The following is a 21,698-nucleotide window of genomic DNA, read 5'->3' as shown; positions in this document are numbered from 1 at the left end:
TCAGATGTTCGTAACAACAATCTCGGTACGATTCTAGTGCTGTTCATTCTATTAGTGATTATAGCTTGTAGTACTTGCCGTTTCTTCGGTTAACGCTATAAACGATTAAAATGTATTTTCTATGTATTCATGAGGTCTAGTTACCTTTAAAACTTCACTATTCAAGACGTAAGGAGGTAATTTAAATAATGCACAATAACCTTGGTACGATTCTGGTTCTTTTCATTCTATTAGTGATTATCGCTTGTAGTCTCGGCCGCAACGAGAGAAGAGAAGAAAGAAGAGAAGAAAGAAAAGAAGATCGAAGAGTTGAAGGTATCTTCAACGGTTGCAACTACTAAGACTACTAAATTAGCAGCTCGATTTCCTCTTTACCTGCTTACAAAATATAAAAACATTCGAATAAGATCTATCCAGAAGGCCCATTCTATGGGCTTTCTTTTTCCAATGGAACTTAATATTCAATCTGGTCACTCATCACCGCAGAGCAAACGTCCAATCCCAAAGCGTCATCCGCACATAATCTACATAGCGTTTTAAATATTGGGAGGTGAGTGTTTGATGGGTGAATTTGTTGGCGGTTCTAATATCGTTATTATCCTGGTATTGTTCACTTTGTTGGTGATTATTGCTTTCATTTCAGTAATCAGACGGTGTTTATAACTTCAAGTCTTGCAAATGAATCGACATCGCAACATATCCTTCCGGTACAAACGGTTGAGTTCTCAAGCAATGTGAGACTGTAAATGTGGCTTCTCTTCCGGTGAATCGTTGTTCATTTTGCAGATATTCTTTAAGAGTGAGGATATCACCTACCTCATATCCTCGATCATCTTTACGTATCTCGACCAATTTGCGCTTGTTCTTGTTTGGTGCAATAACATCATTGAAGTGTTCAGACCATATTTTCAAAGTATGATTATTATTCAATTCGATAACCTCCCAAGATACTTAATATTCAGCAATGTTTGTTAATCGGTTGCACCTTTTCTGCACGCCATTTATAAAAACCCGTTAAGGATACCAATGAATAGCGTTGTATACAGCATTATTAGACGAACGCACTAGCAAGTTACATTCCTTAGACATAAAATCTAATATCATAAATTTTCAGGAGGCCTTAACGATTAGCATGAAGAAGAAATCAAAGAAATTAAAATCATACATTCGCTTGCATGGTCATCTTATTAAAAGCTCATTTAATGAGCTTAAGTTTTTGGAACCCCATCCAAATAAGAAATTAAAGTCTCTACTCCATCAGATGCTTGATCCTCACCATCTAAATCCTCGAAAATAAAATGACAGCCTTTCTAAAGATCTTTCATGTGACATACCATTTTTTAACTCTAATGATCTTCAGTGTTTAACTTACCTGAATACTCCTTAACGAACATCGGGCATAATATTCCAGAAGGTGAGCTGCCCTATGAAATGTGTATTTTGTGAAAACTTGAAAAAATAAAAGGAAGAAAACATATATGCTACATTTGTACCATCGTTAAGGTCCGTTAACAGGTTATCAAACAACAATTTAATTTCAGTGGACCCGTGCCTAAAAATATGGGTCCTATTTGTTATTCAATATTCAAACAACTTCGCTAAATGTGATAGCGGCGATCTGATCCACTTCAACCATCTGCAAACTTTCTTTTGCTTGTTTGTTGCTAGTCCATTCAATGCTAATCAGATTACCAAAACCGTTCTTAGTTGTAGTCAGATTCTCACAATCAAACTCAACTATTTGACCACTTTTAAGAAACATTTTAATTCTCTGCATATCCGAGAAACCTCCCTCCCATGATACTTAATATTCATTCACAATAGTCTCATTAAAATCGTTCACAGTTAATGATCAAAGGTGGCCGCCAGATTCCCTCTGCTATCCTTTCATATAAGGCTAGTATCATACCAGAACAAACATCCAATCACTAAGCTCTATCAATACATAATCTACATGGTAGTCAAAACACAGGGAGGTGAATGTTTGATGTCAGATGTTCGTAACAACAACCTTGGTACGATTCTAGTTCTTTTCATTTTGTTGGTGATTATCGCTTGTAGTTTATGCAACCGTGGCAATTACTAACCTCATAGACGTAAACTGTGTACGCCAACTTTTATAATTCACTAAGACTTAAGGAGGTAATTTAAATAATGCACAATAACCTTGGTACGATTCTGGTTCTTTTCATTCTATTAGTGATTATCGCTTGTAGTCTCTGCCGCAACGAGAGAAGAGAAGAAAGAAGAGAAGAAAGAAAAGAAGATCGAAGAGTTGAAGGTATCTTCAACGGTTGCAACTACTAAGACTACTAAATTAGCAGCTCGATTTCCTCTTTACCTGCTTACAAAATATAAAAAGATCTATCCAGAAGGCCCATTCTATGGGTCTTTTGCGTTTCAATAACCCTACCCATGTTCTTCCGTATTCATTCAAAATAGTCTCATTAAATCGTTCACAGTTATTGATCAAAGGTGGCCGCCAGATTCCCTCTGCTATCCTTTTATATAAGGCTAGTATCATACCAGAACAAACATCCAATCACTAAGCACTATCAATACATAATCTACATGGTAGTCAAAACACAGGGAGGTGAATGTTTGATGTCAGATGTTCGTAACAACAACCTTGGTACGATTCTAGTTCTTTTCATTTTGTTGGTGATTATCGCTTGTAGTTTATGCAACCGTGGCAATTACTAACCTCATAGACGTAAACTGTGTACGCCAACTTTTATAATTCACTAAGACTTAAGGAGGTAAATTGAATAATGCACAATAACCTTGGTACGATTCTAGTTCTTTTCATTCTCTTAGTGATTATCGCTTGTAGTTGTGGCATCTTCGGACGCGAAGTGAGACGCGACGAGAAACGAGGCGACGTGAGACGCAGCGATGTGAGACGAGAAGAAGGACTAGAAGAAATACCCTTTTTACTACCCTTTTTTATATAATTGCGTAACCTCAGTTTGTTAATTCCTAAAATACTATTAATGAGAAGGCCCATTCTATGGGCTTTCTTTTTCCAATGAAACTTAATATTCATTGAGATACCTGACTAAATCTGGACACCAGCCCCTTAATCATATGCCCGTTTCCTTTTTGGGTCTGACCGTCATCAGTACGCCGGACCGTATATCGATAGCAACCAGATATCATCTCTCTACTCGTTATTTCAGCTTCAACCAATTTCCGTCCATCACGTATATACCCGCCTAATAACTTGTTTTCAATCAATTTTGGTACACGTACAATATCCCCAACACAGGTAGCTTCTCGCATGTATGATATATCTTTGCTCTTAATCAAAACTTCTTTCTTTAATGCCGCTTTTTGCTTAACAGGCATTTTAGATGCATAATAGGCAAACTCTGAAATACGTACAGAACTAAAAGCAACATCCAATTTACCGCCATTATCTGCACATTCATAGGCCAATATATCAACAAGTGCCAACCTGTTTTTCCATTTGAATTTCCTTGTGATGGGCAACTCCTGTTCATCGTCACTGCTCCCATCTACCTCAGCCTGCAGCTTTACTATTGCCTGTGACAACATAGTTAGAACCTCCTCCAAATTCTAGTCAATGCACTCATAAGGGATGAAATCGCGTTTTGCATTCTGCTCCTTTCGAACCGGCTTATCTCCCCACTGATACCCAATAAGCTCCCTTAATTGCTTCTCGGTCAGTGTATTGACTAGCACCAATGCTATTTCCTTGGGCTTACGTTTAAAGTAAGCTGCAATCTGATGTACCGTATACCCTTCCTCCCAAAGCCGTGTTAACTCTAGAAGCTGAACTGAGTCCCATACATGATTTAGTTCCTCACAAACAATTACGCTGTTTTTTCTAGCTGCTTCTGCTCGCATCTATGGCACTAACTCCTTTCCCCTCATTTTTGCAATAAACTCCATATATTCTTGATCAGATGGCTGCGACTTACCGCTGGACTTATGCATGAGATCGCATAACTCTCGTATCTCTGCATCCGACATTTCAGTTTGCTTTGTTACTTCGGATACGATCGCAATCTGTGGTTTTCCTGAACGACTGGGCTGTCCACGAACGTTTTTAGTAGCAATTGGCTTATCTACTGTCCATGGATCATCAACCCCAGCAGCCTTATATCGCTTTAAAATACCATCAACATAAGGAAGCATCCTTTTTCCAGCAATCGCTGCGGATTTCATAGCTTCACAAACCCATCGTTCGCCGTAATCATCAATAAACATTCCTAATTTTTCAGCAATGGTTGGACTTATGGTTCCAAATCCTTCTGATTCAAAAAGTCTGAAAGGATTCGGGCCATCCGAACCAGTAGTAGGTGTTTTTATCTTTTGGTTAGGTACTGTACTGTTAGGTACGGTTAGGTACGGTACTGTACCCCGTGACCATCATCGACGTCACTATCCAGACCTTGTGACGGGTGCGTGACAGGTGCGTGACCATCCTGAACGTCTAAGCGCTTTGCGCGTGACTTCCTCTTTCGTTCCTTGTTTTGCTCACGCTTGTCCATAAGACGTCCTGCGTAATCAAACCAATCATGGATAACAGTAAGGTCCTCAGTTTGATCGATAAACTCCGCTGCGAGTAAAGCATCCAGTAGCTTATCCGCTGATTCCGCGGGCCAATCAACTGCATCCGCGATATCCTCAGGATCGAACGACGATATATCCCCATCCTGTGCAAAATCCATAGCCCACCACCAAAACATATGTAAATGACCTATGGCAGCAGGAACGGTAACACCAAGTTTACGAGCTAGCTTCTTTGTTTTAGGATGCCTTGCTAACTCCTGATGGCTCTCAATCCATGCCAAAATGTTCTTCTCCTTTCTTTCTGACTAGAAGTGTGCGGAATGTAGAGGCAAGACTCTACCATTTCACTCCCTACATCGTAGTTTTCAGATAACTAACAACAACTTCAACAATCTCGGTTTCAAACATTTGGATACGTTTACCGTCAGAATCGCGCTTAAGGATTAAAAAAGTACGTACACGCCCCCAAATTTCAAGGACTTCTCCGGTATCGCCGCTATATGCACGCACAATATCGCCCTTCACCACGATCATCTGTAAAACCTCCCCGTGCAATGCCAATCGACATATCGTTCCTACTCTCGCAATCTCTCACACCGTCTCATTCGTATGTGATATAATAGACACAACGAGAAACTTTAACCGGTTCCGTAATAATGTCCGTCCTAGCCGACGGGCATTTTTCTTTTCACTCTTTTCAAAATCAATCAGCATCTGTAAATACGCCACCATATCTTGCACTTTGCTCTGATCTACCTTATTTGGGTTATCCCGAATAAACTTCAAATTGTGTTTTGCAGCTTGTCCAACTGCGCGAGCTTCCTCGACCAATTGTTCTCTCGACATATGTAAAACCTCCCATTTAAGCTGCTCCCGCTACTTGCAAAATTGCCTGTAAAATAGTTGCTGGATCTGTACCACTCACTAGCGCATAACCAACATCCTTCGCGTTCGTCTTATCCAGCCAAACCAAAAATGTTTTCATATCAGGCAATTTATGTTCTTGCTCAAACTTACTTATACAACTCCGCGACCGATTCAATAATCCTGCAAGCTTCTCCTGACTCAATCCAGCTCGTTCTCTGCAGGCGTGTAATACTGCTCCAAAACCTAGCTGCATTCTTTTACCCTCCTTATGTTCCAATTTGGAACAGACACGGCGGTCAAGCTGTTGTAATATGTGGTTATACCAGTTCCTGTATCTGCCAACTGCCTATAACTTCAAAAACATTCCCCTCACCTTGCCCGGCATCAACGTTTAAGATGTCGGGCACTTTTTTCAAGCGTATCTGAGGTGAATTGCTTCAAAAGCAAGTTTCTTATTCCTCTCGTCCAAGTAATCCAGATCACTTAGGTTGACTTTGTGACTTTCGTTATACAAATGCAGAGCCAAATTAAGAGCGAACTTTTCACTTTTCGACCAGGGCTTTGCAGTCGCTTTTAAGGCTGTGACTTTGATTGATCTAGTAGCTAAGTCAAAATATTGAGAATTAAAATACTCCTCAAGCTTCGGGTGATTAGAGAAAAGGTGAAGCGTACCACGCCAATAGCGGTCTCTCATTAACTCTGGCGGGATTGTAGTTTCTTGATTACTCATACTGCAGCTCCTTCCGCTAATGTTGCAGCTTCCTTATCGGACATCCATTGCATCAATGTATCTTTTCTGAAAAAGATTCGCGTGCGAATGCGAATCGCCGGTATTTGCTTCAAGCGCACCATGTTATAAATCAGCCATGCTGATACGCCGATAAAATCGGCAGCCTCTTGAACATTTAAGGTTTGACGTTTCATATTTGCATCAACCTCTCTATTTTTTACTACACACTTTGTGTAGGTCTATAAGAACACGAATCGTGTGTTTTCATGTTAAAAAAAAAGACTATCTACCGTTACCTTATAATATTTTGCAAGTCTTGCTTTATTATCATCTCTTGGAATACGACGACCGTTCTCATACATTTGTAAAGCTGAAACGCTGATGCCGACGCCTTTGGCTACTTCTTCTCTTGTTGTGTTTCCGCGCAGTTCCAGTAATCTTTTTGCTATTACATCATTTCTCATTGTTTCTCACCTCCTTTAATTTTATCGCACGTTTTGTGTTCCTTGAGATAATAATAAAGCACATTTCATGTTCTTATCAACACGAAATGTGCGAATATTTTAACACGTAATGTGTTATTATTTAGATAGGTGATGAAAATGTCCATATTGGGTAATAGATTACGTCAATTGAGAAAAAAGAACAATCTTACTCAGGGTGAGTTGGCAAAAGAGTTTAATATCAGCGAAAGTTCAATTGGTATGTATGAACGAGGAGAACGTGAGCCTTCTCTTGAACAAATAACAAAATTTGCTCAGCGATTTGAAGTCAGCGTAGACTACCTTTCTGGACAGAGTAATAAAACAACCCCTGTAGCCATTCCACCTATTGGAACAGAAAATGAAATTTACATAGCATATTTAGGTGGACCTCCTGAAGAAATCAATGAAGAAGAAGCTGAGCATCTTAAGAGGGAACTTGAAATGTTCAGAGCTTTTAAAGAAAAGCGTAAAAAAGAACGCGAGCAAAATAACAATGATGAAAAATAATAGCCTTTTCTCGGGCTATATTTTTTACCCATAAATACGAACATACATTCTCATCCGGAGGGATTCAGCATGCATTTTTTCAATCTTGACCTATACAAACCATCTGATATGGAACTATGGATTAACAAGAAATATCAAGACCGTGGCATTCATACTGCTGCGGATCTGAATATTGATCACATCGGCGCTCTCTTCAATGCTTACATAGCTTACTCTGAAGGGGAAACCAAAGTCATTTATGACAGCGATAATGACTGTATGATCTTTATTAATATTCATTTGGAGGAGATTGATCAACGACTGGCGTTCTTTCATGAACTTTGTCATCCAGCTATGCATGTCGGTGACCAACTCAGCCTTCCTCCTGCTTTTGTAAGTCTACAGGAGTCTCAAGCAGCTCAATTCCAAATGTACGCCGCGATGCCGGCATACATGCTTGAGGAATTTAAGTCGATACAGCACAGCTCTTATTATCTCAAAATATTATCAGAGGCTTTCAAGCTACCTTATACCTTTGTTAAGCAGCGCATAGAACAAATGCTTGGCCGTATTAACAGGGAACGACAAGATCGAAACATGCAAGCGAGACTCACCCCTTCTACAGTTAAGTATGCCTATACGGAAGCAACCAATAAAATACTTGACCAATTGGACAGACAAATCGCTAATAAGAATGGAGCGACACAAGCAAAATGAAAATATCAGTGCTCTATGATCTCGACATCGATAATGCTCGCCTATTCCCTCTCTGGATGATGATCAATTATTTTTCTTTTGATTGGTCCAAGACGATTTACATTAATATTGAAACCCCATTCGAGCGCTTTACGTTCGATGAAATTGAATCCGACATCCTTGCTTTGTCCGTTCCGGATAACGTGTATATTCGACATCCACATGATCCATCTCTCTTCGGACTTCATCTGCCTTCTCTCAAAAAATATATCAACAAAACCTTAGATGGCTCCGGCCAGCAAATTGATGTAAACGACTTTCAAAGGCTGATGCTTCGCATATCAGATATTGAAGACGTAATGGAAACAGAGATCCGATTGTTTGTTCAATAGAAGTAAATTAATTACGGAGGTGCTTGCAGTGTCAAGTATAAAGAAACGAGGACAAAACTCTTGGTTACTGGTTGTTGAGCTTGGATATGATGCCAAGGGAAAAAGAATTCAGCGTACTAAGACAGTCAAAGTAAGCGATCCATCGCTTCTAAGAGCTCCAAAAAGACTTCAAGATCATTTGAATACTAAATTAACAAAGTTTAAAATTATGGTTGAAACTGGTGTATATCTGAATCCAGGAAAAATGACCTTTAATGACTTTCTTAAAGATTGGGAACGCAACTTTGTACATATAGAATTAGAAGAAAAAACGATAGCCAGCTATTTATTTCATTCTAAGAAGAGAATCTCCCCATACTTCGGTCACATGTTTATGGAGCAAATTAAATCAATGCATATTCTTGATTTTATAGATACACTTCGGAAGCCAGATGCTCGTTTGGATGGCTCAGGTCCACTAAAATCTGCAAGCCTGGTTTATAACTACCGTGTCCTTAAAAGCATTTTCACAAAAGCATTTGAGTGGAAAATAATAATTGACAATCCAATGGCTGGAATCAAAAAGCCAAAAGAAGACGACATAAAGGAAATGGAGGTTTACGACGAGAAGGAAATTAAGAAGCTTTTTGAGGCACTCTCTCTTGAATCACTAGCATTTAGAACAGCTATTACTTTAGCGGTGACCACCGGTATGCGACGAGGTGAAATAGCAGGACTAGAATGGTCTAAAGTCAACCTTGAGCTAGGTCATATCTTTATTACGCAAACCATACCACAAATGAAGAACGGTTCACCGATCTTGAAATCCACCAAGAATGGTAAGCCGCGAAAAATAGCATTATCAGAATCATTGCTTATTGAATTGCGTCTGTTTTATGCTGAGCGCGAATCTGAACGTAGCGAATTGCAAGACCAGTGGGCAGATGGCAAACATTCATTTGTATTTTGCCATCCAGACGGTAAACCGTATGATCCAGGCTGGTTCACAAAGCAATGGATTGATTTTTATCGTCGCCACTTACTAAAGCCTATCCGCCTCCACGATCTTAGGCATACATCGGTTTCTTGGATGATTTATAAGAAGGTTCATTCCGAAGTGATTGCGAAGCGAGTTGGTCATTCCAATATAAAAATGCTCGAGATTTATGGACATATATTTGAATCAGTGGATCAGTCAGCTGCGGCTGTGTTTGATGATATTAATACTCAGATCTGAAGCATTCATTCATTTTTTTCTTTCTCAAAACTTCTATCACTTTGTATATGCGAATCAGTTAAGACCAATAGATTTATAAGTATCTATTGGTCTTGGTCTTATCACTATTCAACCAATCTTTATAATAATGTCAAAGCTTCTTTCTTAATCATACTTACGTACTTATCCGTCACGGAATTTTGTTCCAGATCATAAATACCAAGTTTAAGATAAGCATCTAATATCATTTCACTTTCGATTTCTTTAATTAGCATCATTTCATTATATTTCAATTTATTCAATGTTGCTTTCAATTCCTCATCCGACATATTAATAGTTTTTTCTGCTCCAATACTTAATATTATTATGTGGATGTCACCAGGATTATACAAAAAACCCTTTTCTTTTATTCTTTCTTTAACCTCGAAGTATGGTATTAATTTAACTTCATATTCCTCTATTGACTTCGATGGCGATCCTCCTAGTTTGTTTATTGCGTCAGACAATTTATCTACAATAAAAAGTTTACATCCTGTTGTTTGAAGAAATTCTTCCTGCAAATAAGTAATGTTATTTCTAAAAGAGTTATCATTAGTTATTAAAACAAGATCTTCACTGACATTTTCAAGGATGCATTCCCAAATAACTTCATCCCCAATAGTCACATTACTTGAACCTGGAGGATCACCCAGTAGATGTCTGGTCTTAGCTCTTTCAATTATCCCTGGAGAATTTAATAATCGTGTTACATCTTTTGAATTATATATTTCCAAAACATTCTTATGCACCAAGTCTTTATTTCTGTCATCTGAAATTGACTGTAATTCAGAAATTACGCTATCTGATATTTTCTTAAATTCACTTTTAGCCTGTTTATATTCTTCATATACTCCTAGCCCTTTTATCAAACTAGTAGAAGGCTTAAAAAAAGCTGAATGGCTGTCTCGAAGTTTTTTCAACTCTTGATTCTGAACATCGGAAACACGACGTTTAAATTCTTTAAAAACTTGTTCTGGAAAAATGAGATTCGAAGTGTATCTTTTTATATCTTCAAATACTGATAAATGTTCCTTCCCGTGTCTATAAAAGTCAAGAAAGTAATTTGTATCAAGAAATAACTTCATTGTAAATTCCGCCTTCTGCCATTTATTAATTACTACGTTAAACCGCCCCTTCGGCACCTGTATATCCTGTGTAACCTTACATAAGTTCCATATTGTACTATTATACGCGCAATCCATAAGTTGGAAAAGTCTTATCTGGACGCTAGAAAAGATTTAGAACAACCACTATTCAGTCCACCGATTGTCCACCAAATTCCCATGAACACTCTATTTCCACCCTTTTTACACGTGAAAATGAATCTAGAAATCCTTGATATTACGAGACTTCCACTTCTCAGCCTAAAGGGCATTCTCTCCTCTCCCATGAAAAGGGCGTCCCGAAAGGGACGCCCGATTTGTTATTTAAACCCATGTGTATCTGCCTTTTGATCCTCGTTCAATACAACATGGGATAATGCCAGAATCCTTGCTGCCCTTTAGCTGATATAAATTCGAGCTGTTTAACGTCAGTTAGTTCCCATGCATAACGCCCTTCAGAATAATAACCGTAATTAAATTCGTTTGAATCTTTGCCTATCCAATTAGACAGAGATCCATTATGCATAAGTAAAACTGCATCTCCGCTATGATCTATATGCACCTCGTGACAATCATGTAAATTTGACGTTGCTATAATCACTCCTGTAGGAAGGTTGTCCACTGTATATCCATGTTTAGCAAGCGTTGATCGGATCGGCTCCCGTAAGCATGCTTCAATATCAATTTTCTTGCCGGCATGGATCGCCAGCTTGCCGCGGATATGAGTCCGGCGTGAGCGTGTTTCGAATTTCTTTTCGCCTAGCGCGATTAATGTCGCCCAAGGCTGAATTACTGTTATTACTCTCATCCTCTAAACCTCCCAAGATACTTAATATTAATTCAAAATAGTCTCAGTAAATCGTTCACACTTATTGATCAAAGGTGCCCGCCCCTGCCAGATTCCCTCTGCTATCCTTTTATATAAGGCTAGTATCATTCCAGAACAAACATCCAATCACTAAGCTCTATCAATACATAATCTACATGGTAGTCAAAACGTAGGGAGGTAATTTAAATAATGCGCAATAACCTTGGTACGATTCTGGTTCTTTTCATTCTCTTAGTGATTATCGCTTGTAGTTGTGGTATATTCGGCCGCAATGAGATAAGAGATGAAAGAAAAGATGAGAGAAGAGTTGAAAGCATCATCGACAACCGCTGCAACTGCTGAGGCTACTAAATAATCAGCTCACTATCCAATACAATACTAACCCTTGCAAACTTTAAAAATCTAACAAACAAATTCTACCATAGAGGCCCATTCCGTAAGGAGGTGAATTGAATAATGCACAATAACCTTGGTACGATTCTGGTACTGTTCATTCTATTAGTGATTATCGCTTGTAGTTGTGGTATCTTCGGCCGTAATGAGAGAAACAATGTCTATTAATTGCGTAACCTCCGTTCGTTAACTCCTAAAATAGCATTAATGAGAAGGCCCATTCTATGGGCTTTCTATTTCGTAATGAAACTTAATATTCAGCAATGTTTGTTAATCGATCGCCTTTTTCCTAACGCCATTATAAACGCTGCGTTATGGATACCATTGAGTAGCGTTTTACCTTCCTGAGACATAAAATCTAATATCATAATTTTTCAGGAGGCCTTAACGATTAGCATGAAAAAGAAATCAAAGAAATTAAAATCATACATTCGCTTGCATGGTGATCTTATTAAAAGCTCATTTAATGAGCTTAAGTTTTTGGAACCCCAACCAAATAAGAAATTAAAGTCTCTACTTCACCAGATGTATTATTACTTACCATCTGAATCCTCTAAAAATAAATGACGTCTATTCTAACAGGGTTGTCTGGGATAAAACTTTTAACATGATCCCAGATGCCCTTTTAGAAAGTACAGCGTTATCCTCTCTTGCATCTAGCACCTCCCATAATCTTCGATATTCAATCATTTTTTTGCTGCGGTGGTGTTGGTTTCCACTAAAATTGAATTTGCTGATTCATAACTGTCCGGCGTTCTGTATTTACTTTCCTAAAATCGGGAACCATACTGTCACCAATGTAAGGAGTGAAATTCCCATGACTTCTAAACGACTGGAATGGACAAGTACAAGCATTCCTTTTGCTCGAAATAAACCTTTGCAATTAATGATCTTCATTTTCATCCTATTTTATGGTCTTATGGCCATATCGCCCACTGATCGATCTCAATGGCTCGCTAATAGCTTACCGCTTATCATGGTTATCCTTATCCTTGTTTTTACTTATAAGTGGTTTCGTTTTTCTAATCTGTCCTATCTTCTGATGCTCGTTTTCTTTTGTCTTCATACTTATGCGGTACATTATTCTTATGAAGGCACACCATTTGACCATTGGCTAAAAACAACGTTTCATACAAAAAGAAGCTATTACGACCGAGTCGTTCATTTCGCCTTCGGATTCTTCTTTGCTTTTCCATTCCATGAGATTTTAAAATCCAAAGTTAAGCTACGCGGGATTTGGTCATATGCTCTGCCAGTTATCGTTGTACTCAGTTTTAGCGCGCTATTCGAGATCATTGAAATGTTAGCCGCCTTAGTAGCTGGACCTGGTGGCGAAGCCACATTTGTTGGAATGCAAGGTGATATCTTCGATACGCAAAAAGATATGGCATTAGGATTGCTTGGTGGAGTCGTATCGACGGGTATTCTCGCATGGATAATCTGGAAAAGGGATAATAATGCTGCAGTTCCAGATTAATCTATATTCCACCCAACTTCTGGGCAAAAGCGTACATGCATATGCATTATCCACCAACGGGTATAATTTCCCAGGAGGTGCTATCCCCTATGAAATGTGTATATTGTGAAAACTTGAAGCAATTAAAAGGAAGAAAACATAAATGCTACATATGTTCCATCGTTAAAGGCCGTTAACAGGTTATAAAACAACAATTTAATTTCAGCGGACCCGTTATTAAATATGGGTCCTGTTGTAATTCAATATTCACGCAGATACATCGCTTTTTTGTGTCAGAAGTTCCACATCAATCTTTAATCTATCACGTTCTTCTCGACAATTTCTTAAATCCGCTACAAGACTAAGCACCATTATACATTGATAAGAATATGTACCGATAAAACAAAAAAACCGCGATTTACGCGGTAATTAATCGGCTCATATTCTTGTCATCCGACAAACGCCTAATCTTTTTAGAGATAAATCCTCTCTATTTCATTGGGCGTTTATATTTCGAGATTTATTTATTTCTTCATTCCTCTAATAAAACTCGTCTTTCATAATAAAGAAAGAGGCAAAACGCACCTCCTTCTATTTATTTGAATTCGAATTATAATCCACTGCTTCTTCATTGCTTAAAGTGTAGAATTTTGTTACCCTTCGAAGAAAGGTAGTGCCATCAGCAATTTTAATTATATCATCATTGTATGCAATAATTGGCAAAGGAGCTCTCAATCGCATAAGGTCCTGATAAGCCATAATAGGCTCTTTTTCTAACATCGCATTACGAATATCGCTATCAGTTCTTAACTCTTGTCCAGCTGTGAATTGAGGTTTCTCACTCATTTAGAACGCAACCTCCTTAGATTTTGTAAAGCAAATCGCTGTGTAGCTAGTTAGCTGATTTGGATGGTGGCATTTGAGTTATTAGGATATCCCGTCAACTTAGAGATATTCAATGAAAATTTTACAAACTTAATTAAATAAAAAATTGTATGTTACCCCTTAGTAAATCAACTCATCTCATTTTTTTTGAGGTACCAAATTCGGTATCGGTACATATTCTTGTCATTCGACTTCCGGCTTGCCCATCAGAAACGCTTCGGTGCTTCGAGTGAGAAGACACATCCCGATCAACTGGTGATGAATCTATTCAACGAAGCCGAAGTGCTGGCAACGCCCATCTCTGACGAACCGGATATGGAAACGGTCACTTACAGCCGCAAGAAATCCATAGGCACTCGTGAAGCCAAGCTGGATGACTTTCCTGTGGAAACGATCACGTATACGAGCATCTATAGCGTGATGGAGACGGCGAAAGAAAATGGCCTCAATCCTCTCCATTATTTGATCTATCTATTCGAGCAACTTCCGCAGCTGGCAGATCCGAAGGATCCTGTGGCATTAGATAAGCTAATGCCTTGGTCAGCATCACCGCCTCTCACTTGCCACGTGTTTAAATCGTAATCTAGCATAGCTCAGCTCTCATCTATTTAAACAGGTGGGGGCTATTTGATGCTTACTTTTACTCTCTCTCCGACCTTTTTCTCAGCGATACCTTCATGAACCCCAGCTTTTCCATGCTTCACGACTTCCCTCCTGTCAAGTTCACCGAGTATTCATTTTGTTCCATCAAACTTTATACAAGAAAACGGTGGTTTCGCCTTGCATACTTGTCCAAACCTTTCCTATGAATCAAGCATAGAATATATCATTCCAAAAGAAAGGGTGATAGATTTGGCAAACACAGATGTAAGGCTCCAACTTTTCTCCGGCAATAATTTTACAAATCGGCGGATTGTTTTTAGACGAGGAGGTGTAGCAGTTCGAGATTTGGGAGCTTTTCGTTTTGATAACGTCCTCTCCAGTTTTCGTCTAAGAAATGATTCAACCACAGATTCTGTGACACTAGTTTTGTTTTCACGAATTAACTTCCAGGGATCCTTTCGCATATTTCGTGGAAGTATAAACGTATCGAATTTAGGTAATTTCAATAATCTAACTTCTTCCTTCATTTTAGTAGGACGTAACCTTACAAATTCCCAGATTCAACAGATCCAAAGTACCGGAACCCCTCCTAGTGATATTTTAGTTATCAGACAATAACAGTTGTTGAAAAGGGCACAGGCATGTGCCTTTTTTTCATAGAACTCCATGAACACCTTCGCCTATTCATTGAGATCTCAAATTTTCTACTTTGTAATGGGTTTACTATATCCGAATTATAAGGATCTATTCGTGTACATAACTCTTAATCCAGAATAAAATTCGATAATTAAAAATGTTTGATAAAAATCACAATCTTAAAACAAAAAAATTGAACTGCATAGCAAAGAAGAAGATGTTCAGTTTGTAAACATGGTAAAGAATTTAGTCATTGATGAGCGTTTAAGTTTAGATGTAGCAAAAATAATAATTGAAAAATATAAAAGAGAAAGAGATGACGTATAATGAGCAACCTAACTGAATTAATAGCAGCAATTGCAATTCTAGCGGCCCAGACTTTTCTTTCGAAAAGAGAACAAGCATATTAGGGAGCCCTTTTACCCATAGTGTATATCGTGTTTTTGGTATACGGACAAATGTCAGATTTATTTAAGCATGGTAGTGATAAGGAGTTATTTTATATAGGTTTATTCGGAACAGTAATCTTGCTAAGTATTTGGATATCAGGCCGTAAAGTTGTTTTTAAATGGGTTCTTTTTTTAGACGAAAATATTTCATCCATCTTTCCTATTCTAAGCAAAAAAAGCGCCCAATTATGAGCGCTTCGTTCGAACATACAAGCTTATAACCGAATTGAAATGAAGTCACGATCCAAAACAACATTACCAACTTGTGGAACATTATTAGCTACTCCGAAATGATTGACAATTACATTTGAAGCAGAAGCGAGAATGACAACTACTTCGTAATGATCTGCAACACCAGTAAGTGAGGTACTAAAAGATTGAAGGGAATTAGCTGGTATGGTAACGCTAGTGTTGCCAATCGTTACTGGAGTGTCGGTATCCCAATCGAAGACCATAACCGTAACGTTTACCGCTGAAGATCTCCGGTTCATGATTTCGGTATGGGCAGATAAGGTGCTCGGATTTTTTTTAAGAACACCTGTGCTTAATGCAATGGAACGAATATTAGCAGATTTGTTTCCAGACTTGTTTCCTGACTTGTTTCCAGAAGACCCTTTTTTACTCACCTGAACTTGTTTTTGTAATAGATTGATCAATTTGCTTTTCATCGCACTGCTCTTGACTACTCTCTTCGCCGATGTCTCAACTTTCATTATATCATCTCCTAAATATGGGAATGATATAGTATATATAATTTTAATAGATTTGATTGTGCGATTTTATCAGTAGAATAGCACAATTAATAGTATCGAAAGCTATACGATCGTATATATTATTGTTGATAATACAGCATTTATCGCTCCTTGTATCATCCAGGATATTTCCTGCAAGCCAAACATTTTGTATTAGGCTAATGACACTAATTAAATGTCACCGTAACAAACACCCAATCACAACGGTAAAGCTACGCATAAATTACAGAGTATTCAATACACAAGGAGGTGCATGAAAAATGTCTGGTTTTGTAGGTGGTGCATTTACAAACACTGGTACTATTCTGGTGCTTTTCATCTTATTGGTGATTATTGCTTGTAGTTGTGGCATTTTCAGCGGCTACGGTAAAGGCTACTAAATAAAAGTCCAGATTGTATCCTCCAAACATTCGGGAAGCGACATTCATATGAGCACACAAAAAGCCCATTTTATGGGCTTTTTTGTTGTTTATTATAAATCCGCCCACGAAGCAGAAGCACCCAATACTATGCAGCAAGCACAATCAATGCCGAATCAAGGCGTTCCTTTTAGATAGTTAATTAGAAGCCTGTCGTGAAGTTCTTTCAACCACGATAGGCTTCTAATTGCTTTATTTTACAACTCTATAATGATCGGAAGAATCATCGGTCTTCTTTTTGTTTCTGCGTATACATACTTTCCAATTGACTCTTTTATTTTGTGTTTCAGGAATGTCCATTCCATTGTGTTCCCGGTTTTCTGCATCTCCACAATCGTTCGTAATACTAGCTCATTCATTTTTTCCATCAGAACCTCTGACTCTCGGACATACACAAATCCGCGGCTTATTATATCTGGTCCAGACAACAGATTTCCTTCAGCTTTACTTAATGTTACAACTACGACTAGAATACCGTCCTCTGCGAGATGCTTCCTGTCGCGTAATACAGCGTTCCCAACATCGCCTATTCCAAAGCCGTCAACAAGCGTATTCCCAGCTGGCAATTTGCGACTTTGGACAGCTGTCTGATCTTTAAAATCAACGACTTCCCCGTTCTTTATAATAAAAACATTTTCTCTCTTCACGCCAACTGCTTCTGCCAACAAACGATGTTGAAATAACATTCGGTACTCACCGTGAATAGGGATAAAATACTTTGGCTTCATTAACGTCAACATTAATTTAAGCTCCTCTTGGCTGCCATGACCGGATACATGCATTCCTGTCGAGGTTCCTGAGCCATAAATCACATTCGCACCTAAAAGGAATAAATTATCTACGATTTTGGAAACATTTCTTTCGTTACCCGGTATAGGCGAAGCAGCGAAGATTACTGTATCTCCAGCCAAAATCTCAACTTGACGATAGCTGGAGCTGGCTAGTCGTGATAGTGCAGCCATAGGCTCTCCTTGACTGCCCGTGCAGAGCACAGCTACTTTATCACGCGCTAAATCATTCGCTTCCTTGACTTCAACTAACATCCCATCTGGAACCTTCAAATGTCCAAGCTCCATGGCTACAGTAACAACATTCACCATACTTCTTCCAAGCAGCAGCAGCTTTCTGTTTGTTAGCTCCGCAGCATGAATAACCTGCTGTAGACGGTGAACATTCGAAGCGAATGTTGATATAAATACTTTATGTTCTGCTTTTTTAAATGCTTCTTCAATATGCCCGCCTACAAGCTTTTCAGATGGAGTAAAGCCCGGTCGTTCTGCATTCGTGCTTTCTGAGAGTAAGGCAAGTACGCCATTTTCTCCTATGCTAGCCATTTTATGAATATCTGGATACTCATTATTTACTGGTGTTAAATCAAATTTGAAATCTCCCGTATGGACGACCGTTCCTTCGGGTGTATAGAATACGACGCCAAGACAATCAGGGATACTGTGATTAGTTTTGAAAAAGGTTATTTTAAACGCGCCTAATTCAATAATTGATTCTGAGTTGATTTCATTGAGCTCGGTATCCCTTAGCAAATTGTTTTCTCTCAATTTCCCTTTAATTAATCCTAAAGTTAATTGCGATCCGTAAATAGGCAAATTCATTTGTTTTAAAATATAGGGTATTCCCCCAATATGGTCTTCGTGTCCGTGGGTAACAATTAATGCGCGTACTTTATCCTTGTTCTCCTTGAGGAAAGTGATGTCGGGAATGATGAGATCGATTCCTAACAAGCTCTCGTCTGGAAATTTTGAACCGCAATCAATAACGACGATATCATCTTCATATTGCACCACATACATATTTTTGCCTATCTCATGTATGCCGCCTAGTGCGAAAACCGAGAGTGTGTTTTCCATATTTCCAGACCTCCTGCTAATGGGTACAGTTACGTTAAGATATCAGATACTTTGTCCATTATTTAGCACATCTATTCCCTTTACTGCCAATCCTCTACTCCCTGCTGCAGACTCACCCAGTTACTTGCTCATACAACACAAATAGCTATAAGCCTCTCATTAATAATTGAAACCTCTGCTCCTTAAACACGTTATTACCGAATATACTTACAGAAAGCTCATGCTTACGAAGATGGTTTTGCATTCGCAAAACCTAAGTCTATGCTTACGAAGATGGTTTTGCATTCGCAAAACCTTTAGGAGGCCAAATGATGGAAACATTCGGCAGAGGATGTCTGTACATTATTCTCGGTGTTATTGCGGTTATGATGCTTGCCTTTATCGTCGGCGACACGATAACGATTCCATGGTTCATACTCATACCCCTTATTGTTCTTGCCTTTTGGGCCGCGTCTCGAAAAGGAAAGTAAGGGCATCATACTTGAACAAAAAAAGGAGCTGCCCCTTGACCATATGCATGGTTTTGGGAACAGCTCCTTCATCCTGTTAATCTATTTACGTCAGCAGCACAACTCTAGCCGTTGAATCCCAGCTAACTGCTATTCCAATCTCTGTGGCCAGATCGCGTATTTTAACATAACCAGTCGCTTCAGAAAGAATAGATTCAAGTTCTACTCCGTTTACCGTTACTTTACTTCCACTCCAATCAATATCGGCACCAAGCGCTTCACCTACCAGTCTAGCAGGAACCCATGTGGATCCGTTAATTAAATATCCATCTGATAGCACTTGGCCTCTATAGGTTACAACGATTGGCGAAGCATCCTTCAGCTTCTCCGGGTTCGGAATTTGCTGACCGCCCTGAACATCGTATCTCTTTAAACTATATTGTTGAATAATCGTTTTCAGTTTGCTAGGATAGGCCTGATCCGTTGCATAGCCGCAAGCATAGAGCATTTGAGCCTGCTGCTCAGGTGTTTGAGCTTTACGCACACGTTCATATCTAGGTGTAGCCAGCAGCAAATCCAAATCCTTATAGAAATGATAGACGCTGCTATATGCTCGAAATGCCGCTTTTTCATTTACGCTGCGGCCATCGATATATTCCCAGGTCCCCTTTACTACTGCCTCGCCATGCCAATAGTCATTGGTCCTCCCGCTTCCTACCTTTATCCCCCCTAGGTTATACCATGAATGAATGACTCCGCCTGTTTCTAGTAAGTTTTGAGCTAGTCGAACGGAAGGGAACATCGTTGAGCCTTCTCGCTTTACCCGAATAACTGTAGGAGACAATACATTAAAAAATTCAATCCTTGTCATCGCAGCCATCTCGTGCCTCCTTTTTTCAGCCCTTTACAAACCTCATACAAACTTATAACTCAACTTTCGCAGATCAAAAACGATCTGGAAATGTTTATATCCATGCGATTTTGACCTCATATTCATGGGGCTTTACTAAGCGTAAACGTCTGTCGTCTTCCTTGGCGGCAAAGCAATGTTTCGCGCTAAATGTTAAGCCTATTATTAGAGTGAAACTTATAAATTCATATTATTAAAAAACGGACGATTTGAATGGAATTTGTACAGTCTAATCGTCTTTTAATCCATTTCCTTTGTGTTTGAATGGAATTTATCCACTCTGATACGACGCTAGCAACCTTTTCAGGACCAAACAGTCGATTTGACTGGATGAAATACAGTCAAACTCCAACCCAGCACTTAGAATGAAATTTTGATTGGATAAAATACAGTCAAACTGAGATAATCATCTACCTCTATCCCTCATACAAGGTTATCCATTTTTAATTAACACTCATTCAAACACAATCCCCGCAATGGATCGCGTGTTTGCCCAGCCACATCAAGGGTTACCTGCCTATTTTAGGCTGCGAAAGTTGAGTTATAACTTCTTATCTATGAACCAAGCTGTTGTTTCTTTGTATGCATCGGGAGCTTTGTTGGCAACGGACAAAAAGGAATGAACCCGCAGCCGCATGGGATACAGGTTCATTCCTAGGCACAACACGATTCAAAAATAGCTCTGTCAATCTAACCCATAAAATCGTCGTGTATTGGCAAGCAATATCTTCGATGCATGCTCGACCGTATATTGCTTAATTCGCGCGATTTGCTTAGCTGCATCAGCCGTCATAGAAGGCTCTGTTTTTCTACCTGCATAAGGCCCTTCAAACGGCCATGGCCCATCAGTCTCTACCATTAGCTGCTCTATTGGATACTGCTCCACGATTGTCATGATCTCTTCCTCGTACGCAACATCAGGTGTCACCGACACCAGATAGCCGCTTGCAATCATTCGCCTTACCAATTGCTCACTGCCTTTAAACCAGTGGAAATGTGCCCTGCGTACGTTATGCTTAGCCAAAATGTCACACGCTTTAGCTCCATCCTCATAAACAGCGTGCAGCACGATTGGGCGATCCAGCTCTGCAGCGAGCGCCGCGAAACGATCAAGCAGCTCCAGATAAGGCGTTTCATCAAAAGCTTCACCCGCAGCCTCAGCTTCTGTACGCGTATAATATGGCAGACCAACCTCTCCAATCGCAAACGGCTCTCCCGCTTCATGGCGCTGTCTTATCCATGCGAACAACTGATCAAGCTCGGCTACAGTTGGAAGCTGCTGTTCGGGATGGAAGCCATATGCCGGGTGTACCCGTCCTGGGTAGCTTAGCGCAAGCTCTCTATTCACAATTGACGACTGCAAATGCATTGAAACCGCAACAACAGCTGCAAGGCCTTCTCCAAACGCCTTCTGCAGCAGCTCTTCCCGATCCTCAGCTGCGTACAAATCAACATGCAGATGCGCGTCGATATAAGCTGGGCCTAGTTTTTCCTGCTGAAAATATTTTTGCTCCGTCATC

28 protein-coding genes and 3 pseudogenes are annotated in these 21,698 nt (G+C 39.3%); 12 read left to right on the top strand and 19 right to left on the bottom strand.

Going from position 1 to position 21,698, the window contains the following annotated elements:
- Window positions 1-657 precede the first annotated feature (657 nt).
- Both AC0YN7_RS25290 and AC0YN7_RS25285 read right to left on the bottom strand, forming a co-directional pair.
- Window positions 658-930: a DUF3850 domain-containing protein gene (locus tag AC0YN7_RS25290; RefSeq protein ID WP_475812796.1), complete on the bottom strand. Its 273-nt coding sequence runs from the start codon at window positions 928-930 to the stop codon at window positions 658-660.
- Between the two features lie 655 nt (window positions 931-1,585).
- A complete protein-coding gene (locus AC0YN7_RS25285; protein WP_475812795.1) occupies window positions 1,586-1,777 on the bottom strand; it encodes a hypothetical protein in 192 nt (63 codons plus the stop codon).
- Between the two features lie 994 nt (window positions 1,778-2,771).
- Between AC0YN7_RS25285 and AC0YN7_RS25280 the strand changes: the two genes are divergently transcribed.
- Window positions 2,772-2,954, top strand: coding sequence for a hypothetical protein (locus AC0YN7_RS25280; protein WP_475812794.1), 183 nt, complete (start codon window positions 2,772-2,774; stop codon window positions 2,952-2,954).
- Window positions 2,955-3,042: 88 nt separating this feature from the next.
- On the opposite strand, the gene AC0YN7_RS25275 is transcribed toward AC0YN7_RS25280, so the two are convergent.
- The 10 genes from AC0YN7_RS25275 to AC0YN7_RS25230 form a co-directional block, all read right to left on the bottom strand.
- A complete protein-coding gene (locus tag AC0YN7_RS25275) occupies window positions 3,043-3,558 on the bottom strand; it encodes a hypothetical protein (RefSeq protein ID WP_475812793.1) in 516 nt (171 codons plus the stop codon).
- Window positions 3,559-3,579: 21 nt separating this feature from the next.
- The gene (locus tag AC0YN7_RS25270) at window positions 3,580-3,870 is read right to left on the bottom strand and encodes a hypothetical protein (protein ID WP_475812792.1); all 291 of its coding nucleotides are present in this window, start codon (window positions 3,868-3,870) and stop codon (window positions 3,580-3,582) included.
- On the bottom strand, window positions 3,871-4,335 hold the full coding sequence (locus AC0YN7_RS25265) for a DnaD domain-containing protein (protein WP_475812801.1): 465 nt from the start codon (window positions 4,333-4,335) through the stop codon (window positions 3,871-3,873).
- Window positions 4,336-4,367: 32 nt separating this feature from the next.
- Entirely contained in the window at window positions 4,368-4,820 is a 453-nt protein-coding gene (locus tag AC0YN7_RS25260; RefSeq protein WP_475812791.1) for a hypothetical protein, read from the bottom strand.
- A gap of 70 nt (window positions 4,821-4,890) precedes the next feature.
- Entirely contained in the window at window positions 4,891-5,073 is a 183-nt protein-coding gene (locus AC0YN7_RS25255) for a hypothetical protein (RefSeq protein WP_475812790.1), read from the bottom strand.
- 57 nt (window positions 5,074-5,130) lie between these two features.
- Window positions 5,131-5,385 carry a hypothetical protein gene (locus tag AC0YN7_RS25250; protein WP_475812789.1) on the bottom strand — a complete coding sequence of 85 codons (255 nt, stop codon included), beginning with the start codon at window positions 5,383-5,385 and terminating at the stop codon, window positions 5,131-5,133.
- A gap of 16 nt (window positions 5,386-5,401) precedes the next feature.
- Window positions 5,402-5,659 (bottom strand): helix-turn-helix domain-containing protein, encoded by a 258-nt coding sequence (locus AC0YN7_RS25245; protein ID WP_475812788.1) that lies wholly within the window; start codon window positions 5,657-5,659, stop codon window positions 5,402-5,404.
- 159 nt (window positions 5,660-5,818) lie between these two features.
- Window positions 5,819-6,136, bottom strand: a complete 318-nt coding sequence (locus tag AC0YN7_RS25240) for a hypothetical protein (protein WP_475812787.1) — start codon at window positions 6,134-6,136, stop codon at window positions 5,819-5,821.
- Window positions 6,133-6,330 (bottom strand): helix-turn-helix domain-containing protein, encoded by a 198-nt coding sequence (locus AC0YN7_RS25235; protein WP_475812786.1) that lies wholly within the window; start codon window positions 6,328-6,330, stop codon window positions 6,133-6,135. The genes AC0YN7_RS25240 and AC0YN7_RS25235 overlap by 4 nt, the downstream gene beginning before the upstream one ends.
- 75 nt (window positions 6,331-6,405) lie before the next feature.
- Window positions 6,406-6,600, bottom strand: a complete 195-nt coding sequence (locus AC0YN7_RS25230; RefSeq protein WP_475812785.1) for a helix-turn-helix domain-containing protein — start codon at window positions 6,598-6,600, stop codon at window positions 6,406-6,408.
- 138 nt (window positions 6,601-6,738) lie between these two features.
- On the opposite strand from AC0YN7_RS25230, the gene AC0YN7_RS25225 reads away from it, so the two are divergent.
- The 4 genes from AC0YN7_RS25225 to AC0YN7_RS25210 all read left to right on the top strand — a co-directional run bounded on the left by AC0YN7_RS25225 (window position 6,739) and on the right by AC0YN7_RS25210 (window position 9,411).
- Complete coding sequence (locus AC0YN7_RS25225) at window positions 6,739-7,128, top strand: helix-turn-helix domain-containing protein (RefSeq protein WP_475812784.1); 390 nt, start codon at window positions 6,739-6,741, stop codon at window positions 7,126-7,128.
- 69 nt (window positions 7,129-7,197) lie between these two features.
- Window positions 7,198-7,824 (top strand): ImmA/IrrE family metallo-endopeptidase, encoded by a 627-nt coding sequence (locus AC0YN7_RS25220; protein WP_475812783.1) that lies wholly within the window; start codon window positions 7,198-7,200, stop codon window positions 7,822-7,824.
- Window positions 7,821-8,195, top strand: a complete 375-nt coding sequence (locus AC0YN7_RS25215) for a hypothetical protein (protein ID WP_475812782.1) — start codon at window positions 7,821-7,823, stop codon at window positions 8,193-8,195. The genes AC0YN7_RS25220 and AC0YN7_RS25215 overlap by 4 nt, the downstream gene beginning before the upstream one ends.
- A 28-nt stretch (window positions 8,196-8,223) precedes the next feature.
- Window positions 8,224-9,411, top strand: coding sequence for a tyrosine-type recombinase/integrase (locus AC0YN7_RS25210; protein ID WP_475812781.1), 1,188 nt, complete (start codon window positions 8,224-8,226; stop codon window positions 9,409-9,411).
- Between the two features lie 119 nt (window positions 9,412-9,530).
- On the opposite strand, the gene AC0YN7_RS25205 is transcribed toward AC0YN7_RS25210, so the two are convergent.
- Window positions 9,531-10,514, bottom strand: coding sequence for a PIN domain-containing protein (locus AC0YN7_RS25205; protein ID WP_475812780.1), 984 nt, complete (start codon window positions 10,512-10,514; stop codon window positions 9,531-9,533).
- A 376-nt stretch (window positions 10,515-10,890) separates the two neighbouring features.
- Window positions 10,891-11,340 (bottom strand): ASCH domain-containing protein, encoded by a 450-nt coding sequence (locus tag AC0YN7_RS25200; RefSeq protein WP_475812779.1) that lies wholly within the window; start codon window positions 11,338-11,340, stop codon window positions 10,891-10,893.
- A gap of 1,231 nt (window positions 11,341-12,571) precedes the next feature.
- Here AC0YN7_RS25200 and AC0YN7_RS25195 point away from each other — a divergent pair.
- On the top strand, window positions 12,572-13,231 hold the full coding sequence (locus tag AC0YN7_RS25195) for a DUF2238 domain-containing protein (protein WP_475812778.1): 660 nt from the start codon (window positions 12,572-12,574) through the stop codon (window positions 13,229-13,231).
- 570 nt (window positions 13,232-13,801) lie between these two features.
- On the opposite strand, the gene AC0YN7_RS25190 is transcribed toward AC0YN7_RS25195, so the two are convergent.
- On the bottom strand, window positions 13,802-14,056 hold the full coding sequence (locus tag AC0YN7_RS25190) for a hypothetical protein (protein ID WP_475812777.1): 255 nt from the start codon (window positions 14,054-14,056) through the stop codon (window positions 13,802-13,804).
- 231 nt (window positions 14,057-14,287) lie between these two features.
- Here AC0YN7_RS25190 and AC0YN7_RS25185 point away from each other — a divergent pair.
- The 3 pseudogenes from AC0YN7_RS25185 to AC0YN7_RS25175 form a co-directional block, all read left to right on the top strand.
- Window positions 14,288-14,497 (top strand): annotated as a pseudogene (locus AC0YN7_RS25185) (transposase domain-containing protein); the annotation flags it as partial.
- A gap of 6 nt (window positions 14,498-14,503) precedes the next feature.
- Window positions 14,504-14,677: pseudogene (locus AC0YN7_RS25180) on the top strand (transposase domain-containing protein); the annotation flags it as partial.
- A gap of 843 nt (window positions 14,678-15,520) precedes the next feature.
- Window positions 15,521-15,661, top strand: a pseudogene (locus AC0YN7_RS25175) (SHOCT-like domain-containing protein); the annotation flags it as partial.
- Window positions 15,662-15,998: 337 nt separating this feature from the next.
- Here AC0YN7_RS25175 and AC0YN7_RS25170 read toward each other — a convergent pair.
- Entirely contained in the window at window positions 15,999-16,496 is a 498-nt protein-coding gene (locus AC0YN7_RS25170) for a hypothetical protein (protein ID WP_475812776.1), read from the bottom strand.
- 299 nt (window positions 16,497-16,795) lie between these two features.
- Between AC0YN7_RS25170 and AC0YN7_RS25165 the strand changes: the two genes are divergently transcribed.
- Both AC0YN7_RS25165 and AC0YN7_RS25160 read left to right on the top strand, forming a co-directional pair.
- Window positions 16,796-16,915, top strand: a complete 120-nt coding sequence (locus tag AC0YN7_RS25165; RefSeq protein ID WP_475812775.1) for a YjcZ family sporulation protein — start codon at window positions 16,796-16,798, stop codon at window positions 16,913-16,915.
- 48 nt (window positions 16,916-16,963) lie between these two features.
- Window positions 16,964-17,092, top strand: a complete 129-nt coding sequence (locus tag AC0YN7_RS25160) for a hypothetical protein (protein WP_475812774.1) — start codon at window positions 16,964-16,966, stop codon at window positions 17,090-17,092.
- A gap of 59 nt (window positions 17,093-17,151) precedes the next feature.
- On the opposite strand, the gene AC0YN7_RS25155 is transcribed toward AC0YN7_RS25160, so the two are convergent.
- The gene (locus tag AC0YN7_RS25155; protein ID WP_475812773.1) at window positions 17,152-18,819 is read right to left on the bottom strand and encodes a ribonuclease J; all 1,668 of its coding nucleotides are present in this window, start codon (window positions 18,817-18,819) and stop codon (window positions 17,152-17,154) included.
- Between the two features lie 308 nt (window positions 18,820-19,127).
- On the opposite strand from AC0YN7_RS25155, the gene AC0YN7_RS25150 reads away from it, so the two are divergent.
- A complete protein-coding gene (locus AC0YN7_RS25150; RefSeq protein ID WP_475812802.1) occupies window positions 19,128-19,289 on the top strand; it encodes a hypothetical protein in 162 nt (53 codons plus the stop codon).
- A gap of 85 nt (window positions 19,290-19,374) precedes the next feature.
- Here the strand turns inward: AC0YN7_RS25150 and AC0YN7_RS25145 are convergent, their stop codons facing one another.
- Together AC0YN7_RS25145 and AC0YN7_RS25140 are read right to left on the bottom strand one after the other, a co-directional pair.
- Window positions 19,375-20,148, bottom strand: a complete 774-nt coding sequence (locus AC0YN7_RS25145; protein WP_475812772.1) for a glucosaminidase domain-containing protein — start codon at window positions 20,146-20,148, stop codon at window positions 19,375-19,377.
- A 715-nt stretch (window positions 20,149-20,863) separates the two neighbouring features.
- Window positions 20,864-21,697, bottom strand: a complete 834-nt coding sequence (locus AC0YN7_RS25140; RefSeq protein WP_475812771.1) for a TatD family hydrolase — start codon at window positions 21,695-21,697, stop codon at window positions 20,864-20,866.
- Between the last annotated feature and the right edge of the window lies 1 nt (window position 21,698).

Source organism: Paenibacillus sp. J31R122 (assembly GCF_056269185.1).
This window is presented reverse-complemented; position numbering and strand designations above follow the sequence as displayed.

Coding starts and splice junctions, on each gene's coding strand:
- AC0YN7_RS25285 (WP_475812795.1), bottom strand. CDS start 1,777: ATGCAGAGAATTAAAATGTTTCTTAAAAGTGGTCAAATAGTTGAGTTT.
- AC0YN7_RS25280 (WP_475812794.1), top strand. CDS start 2,772: ATGCACAATAACCTTGGTACGATTCTAGTTCTTTTCATTCTCTTAGTG.
- AC0YN7_RS25275 (WP_475812793.1), bottom strand. CDS start 3,558: ATGTTGTCACAGGCAATAGTAAAGCTGCAGGCTGAGGTAGATGGGAGC.
- AC0YN7_RS25270 (WP_475812792.1), bottom strand. CDS start 3,870: ATGCGAGCAGAAGCAGCTAGAAAAAACAGCGTAATTGTTTGTGAGGAA.
- AC0YN7_RS25255 (WP_475812790.1), bottom strand. CDS start 5,073: ATGATCGTGGTGAAGGGCGATATTGTGCGTGCATATAGCGGCGATACC.
- AC0YN7_RS25250 (WP_475812789.1), bottom strand. CDS start 5,385: ATGTCGAGAGAACAATTGGTCGAGGAAGCTCGCGCAGTTGGACAAGCT.
- AC0YN7_RS25245 (WP_475812788.1), bottom strand. CDS start 5,659: ATGCAGCTAGGTTTTGGAGCAGTATTACACGCCTGCAGAGAACGAGCT.
- AC0YN7_RS25240 (WP_475812787.1), bottom strand. CDS start 6,136: ATGAGTAATCAAGAAACTACAATCCCGCCAGAGTTAATGAGAGACCGC.
- AC0YN7_RS25235 (WP_475812786.1), bottom strand. CDS start 6,330: ATGAAACGTCAAACCTTAAATGTTCAAGAGGCTGCCGATTTTATCGGC.
- AC0YN7_RS25230 (WP_475812785.1), bottom strand. CDS start 6,600: ATGAGAAATGATGTAATAGCAAAAAGATTACTGGAACTGCGCGGAAAC.
- AC0YN7_RS25225 (WP_475812784.1), top strand. CDS start 6,739: ATGTCCATATTGGGTAATAGATTACGTCAATTGAGAAAAAAGAACAAT.
- AC0YN7_RS25220 (WP_475812783.1), top strand. CDS start 7,198: ATGCATTTTTTCAATCTTGACCTATACAAACCATCTGATATGGAACTA.
- AC0YN7_RS25215 (WP_475812782.1), top strand. CDS start 7,821: ATGAAAATATCAGTGCTCTATGATCTCGACATCGATAATGCTCGCCTA.
- AC0YN7_RS25205 (WP_475812780.1), bottom strand. CDS start 10,514: ATGAAGTTATTTCTTGATACAAATTACTTTCTTGACTTTTATAGACAC.
- AC0YN7_RS25200 (WP_475812779.1), bottom strand. CDS start 11,340: ATGAGAGTAATAACAGTAATTCAGCCTTGGGCGACATTAATCGCGCTA.
- AC0YN7_RS25195 (WP_475812778.1), top strand. CDS start 12,572: ATGACTTCTAAACGACTGGAATGGACAAGTACAAGCATTCCTTTTGCT.
- AC0YN7_RS25190 (WP_475812777.1), bottom strand. CDS start 14,056: ATGAGTGAGAAACCTCAATTCACAGCTGGACAAGAGTTAAGAACTGAT.
- AC0YN7_RS25170 (WP_475812776.1), bottom strand. CDS start 16,496: ATGAAAGTTGAGACATCGGCGAAGAGAGTAGTCAAGAGCAGTGCGATG.
- AC0YN7_RS25165 (WP_475812775.1), top strand. CDS start 16,796: ATGTCTGGTTTTGTAGGTGGTGCATTTACAAACACTGGTACTATTCTG.
- AC0YN7_RS25160 (WP_475812774.1), top strand. CDS start 16,964: ATGAGCACACAAAAAGCCCATTTTATGGGCTTTTTTGTTGTTTATTAT.
- AC0YN7_RS25155 (WP_475812773.1), bottom strand. CDS start 18,819: ATGGAAAACACACTCTCGGTTTTCGCACTAGGCGGCATACATGAGATA.
- AC0YN7_RS25150 (WP_475812802.1), top strand. CDS start 19,128: ATGATGGAAACATTCGGCAGAGGATGTCTGTACATTATTCTCGGTGTT.
- AC0YN7_RS25145 (WP_475812772.1), bottom strand. CDS start 20,148: ATGGCTGCGATGACAAGGATTGAATTTTTTAATGTATTGTCTCCTACA.
- AC0YN7_RS25140 (WP_475812771.1), bottom strand. CDS start 21,697: ATGACGGAGCAAAAATATTTTCAGCAGGAAAAACTAGGCCCAGCTTAT.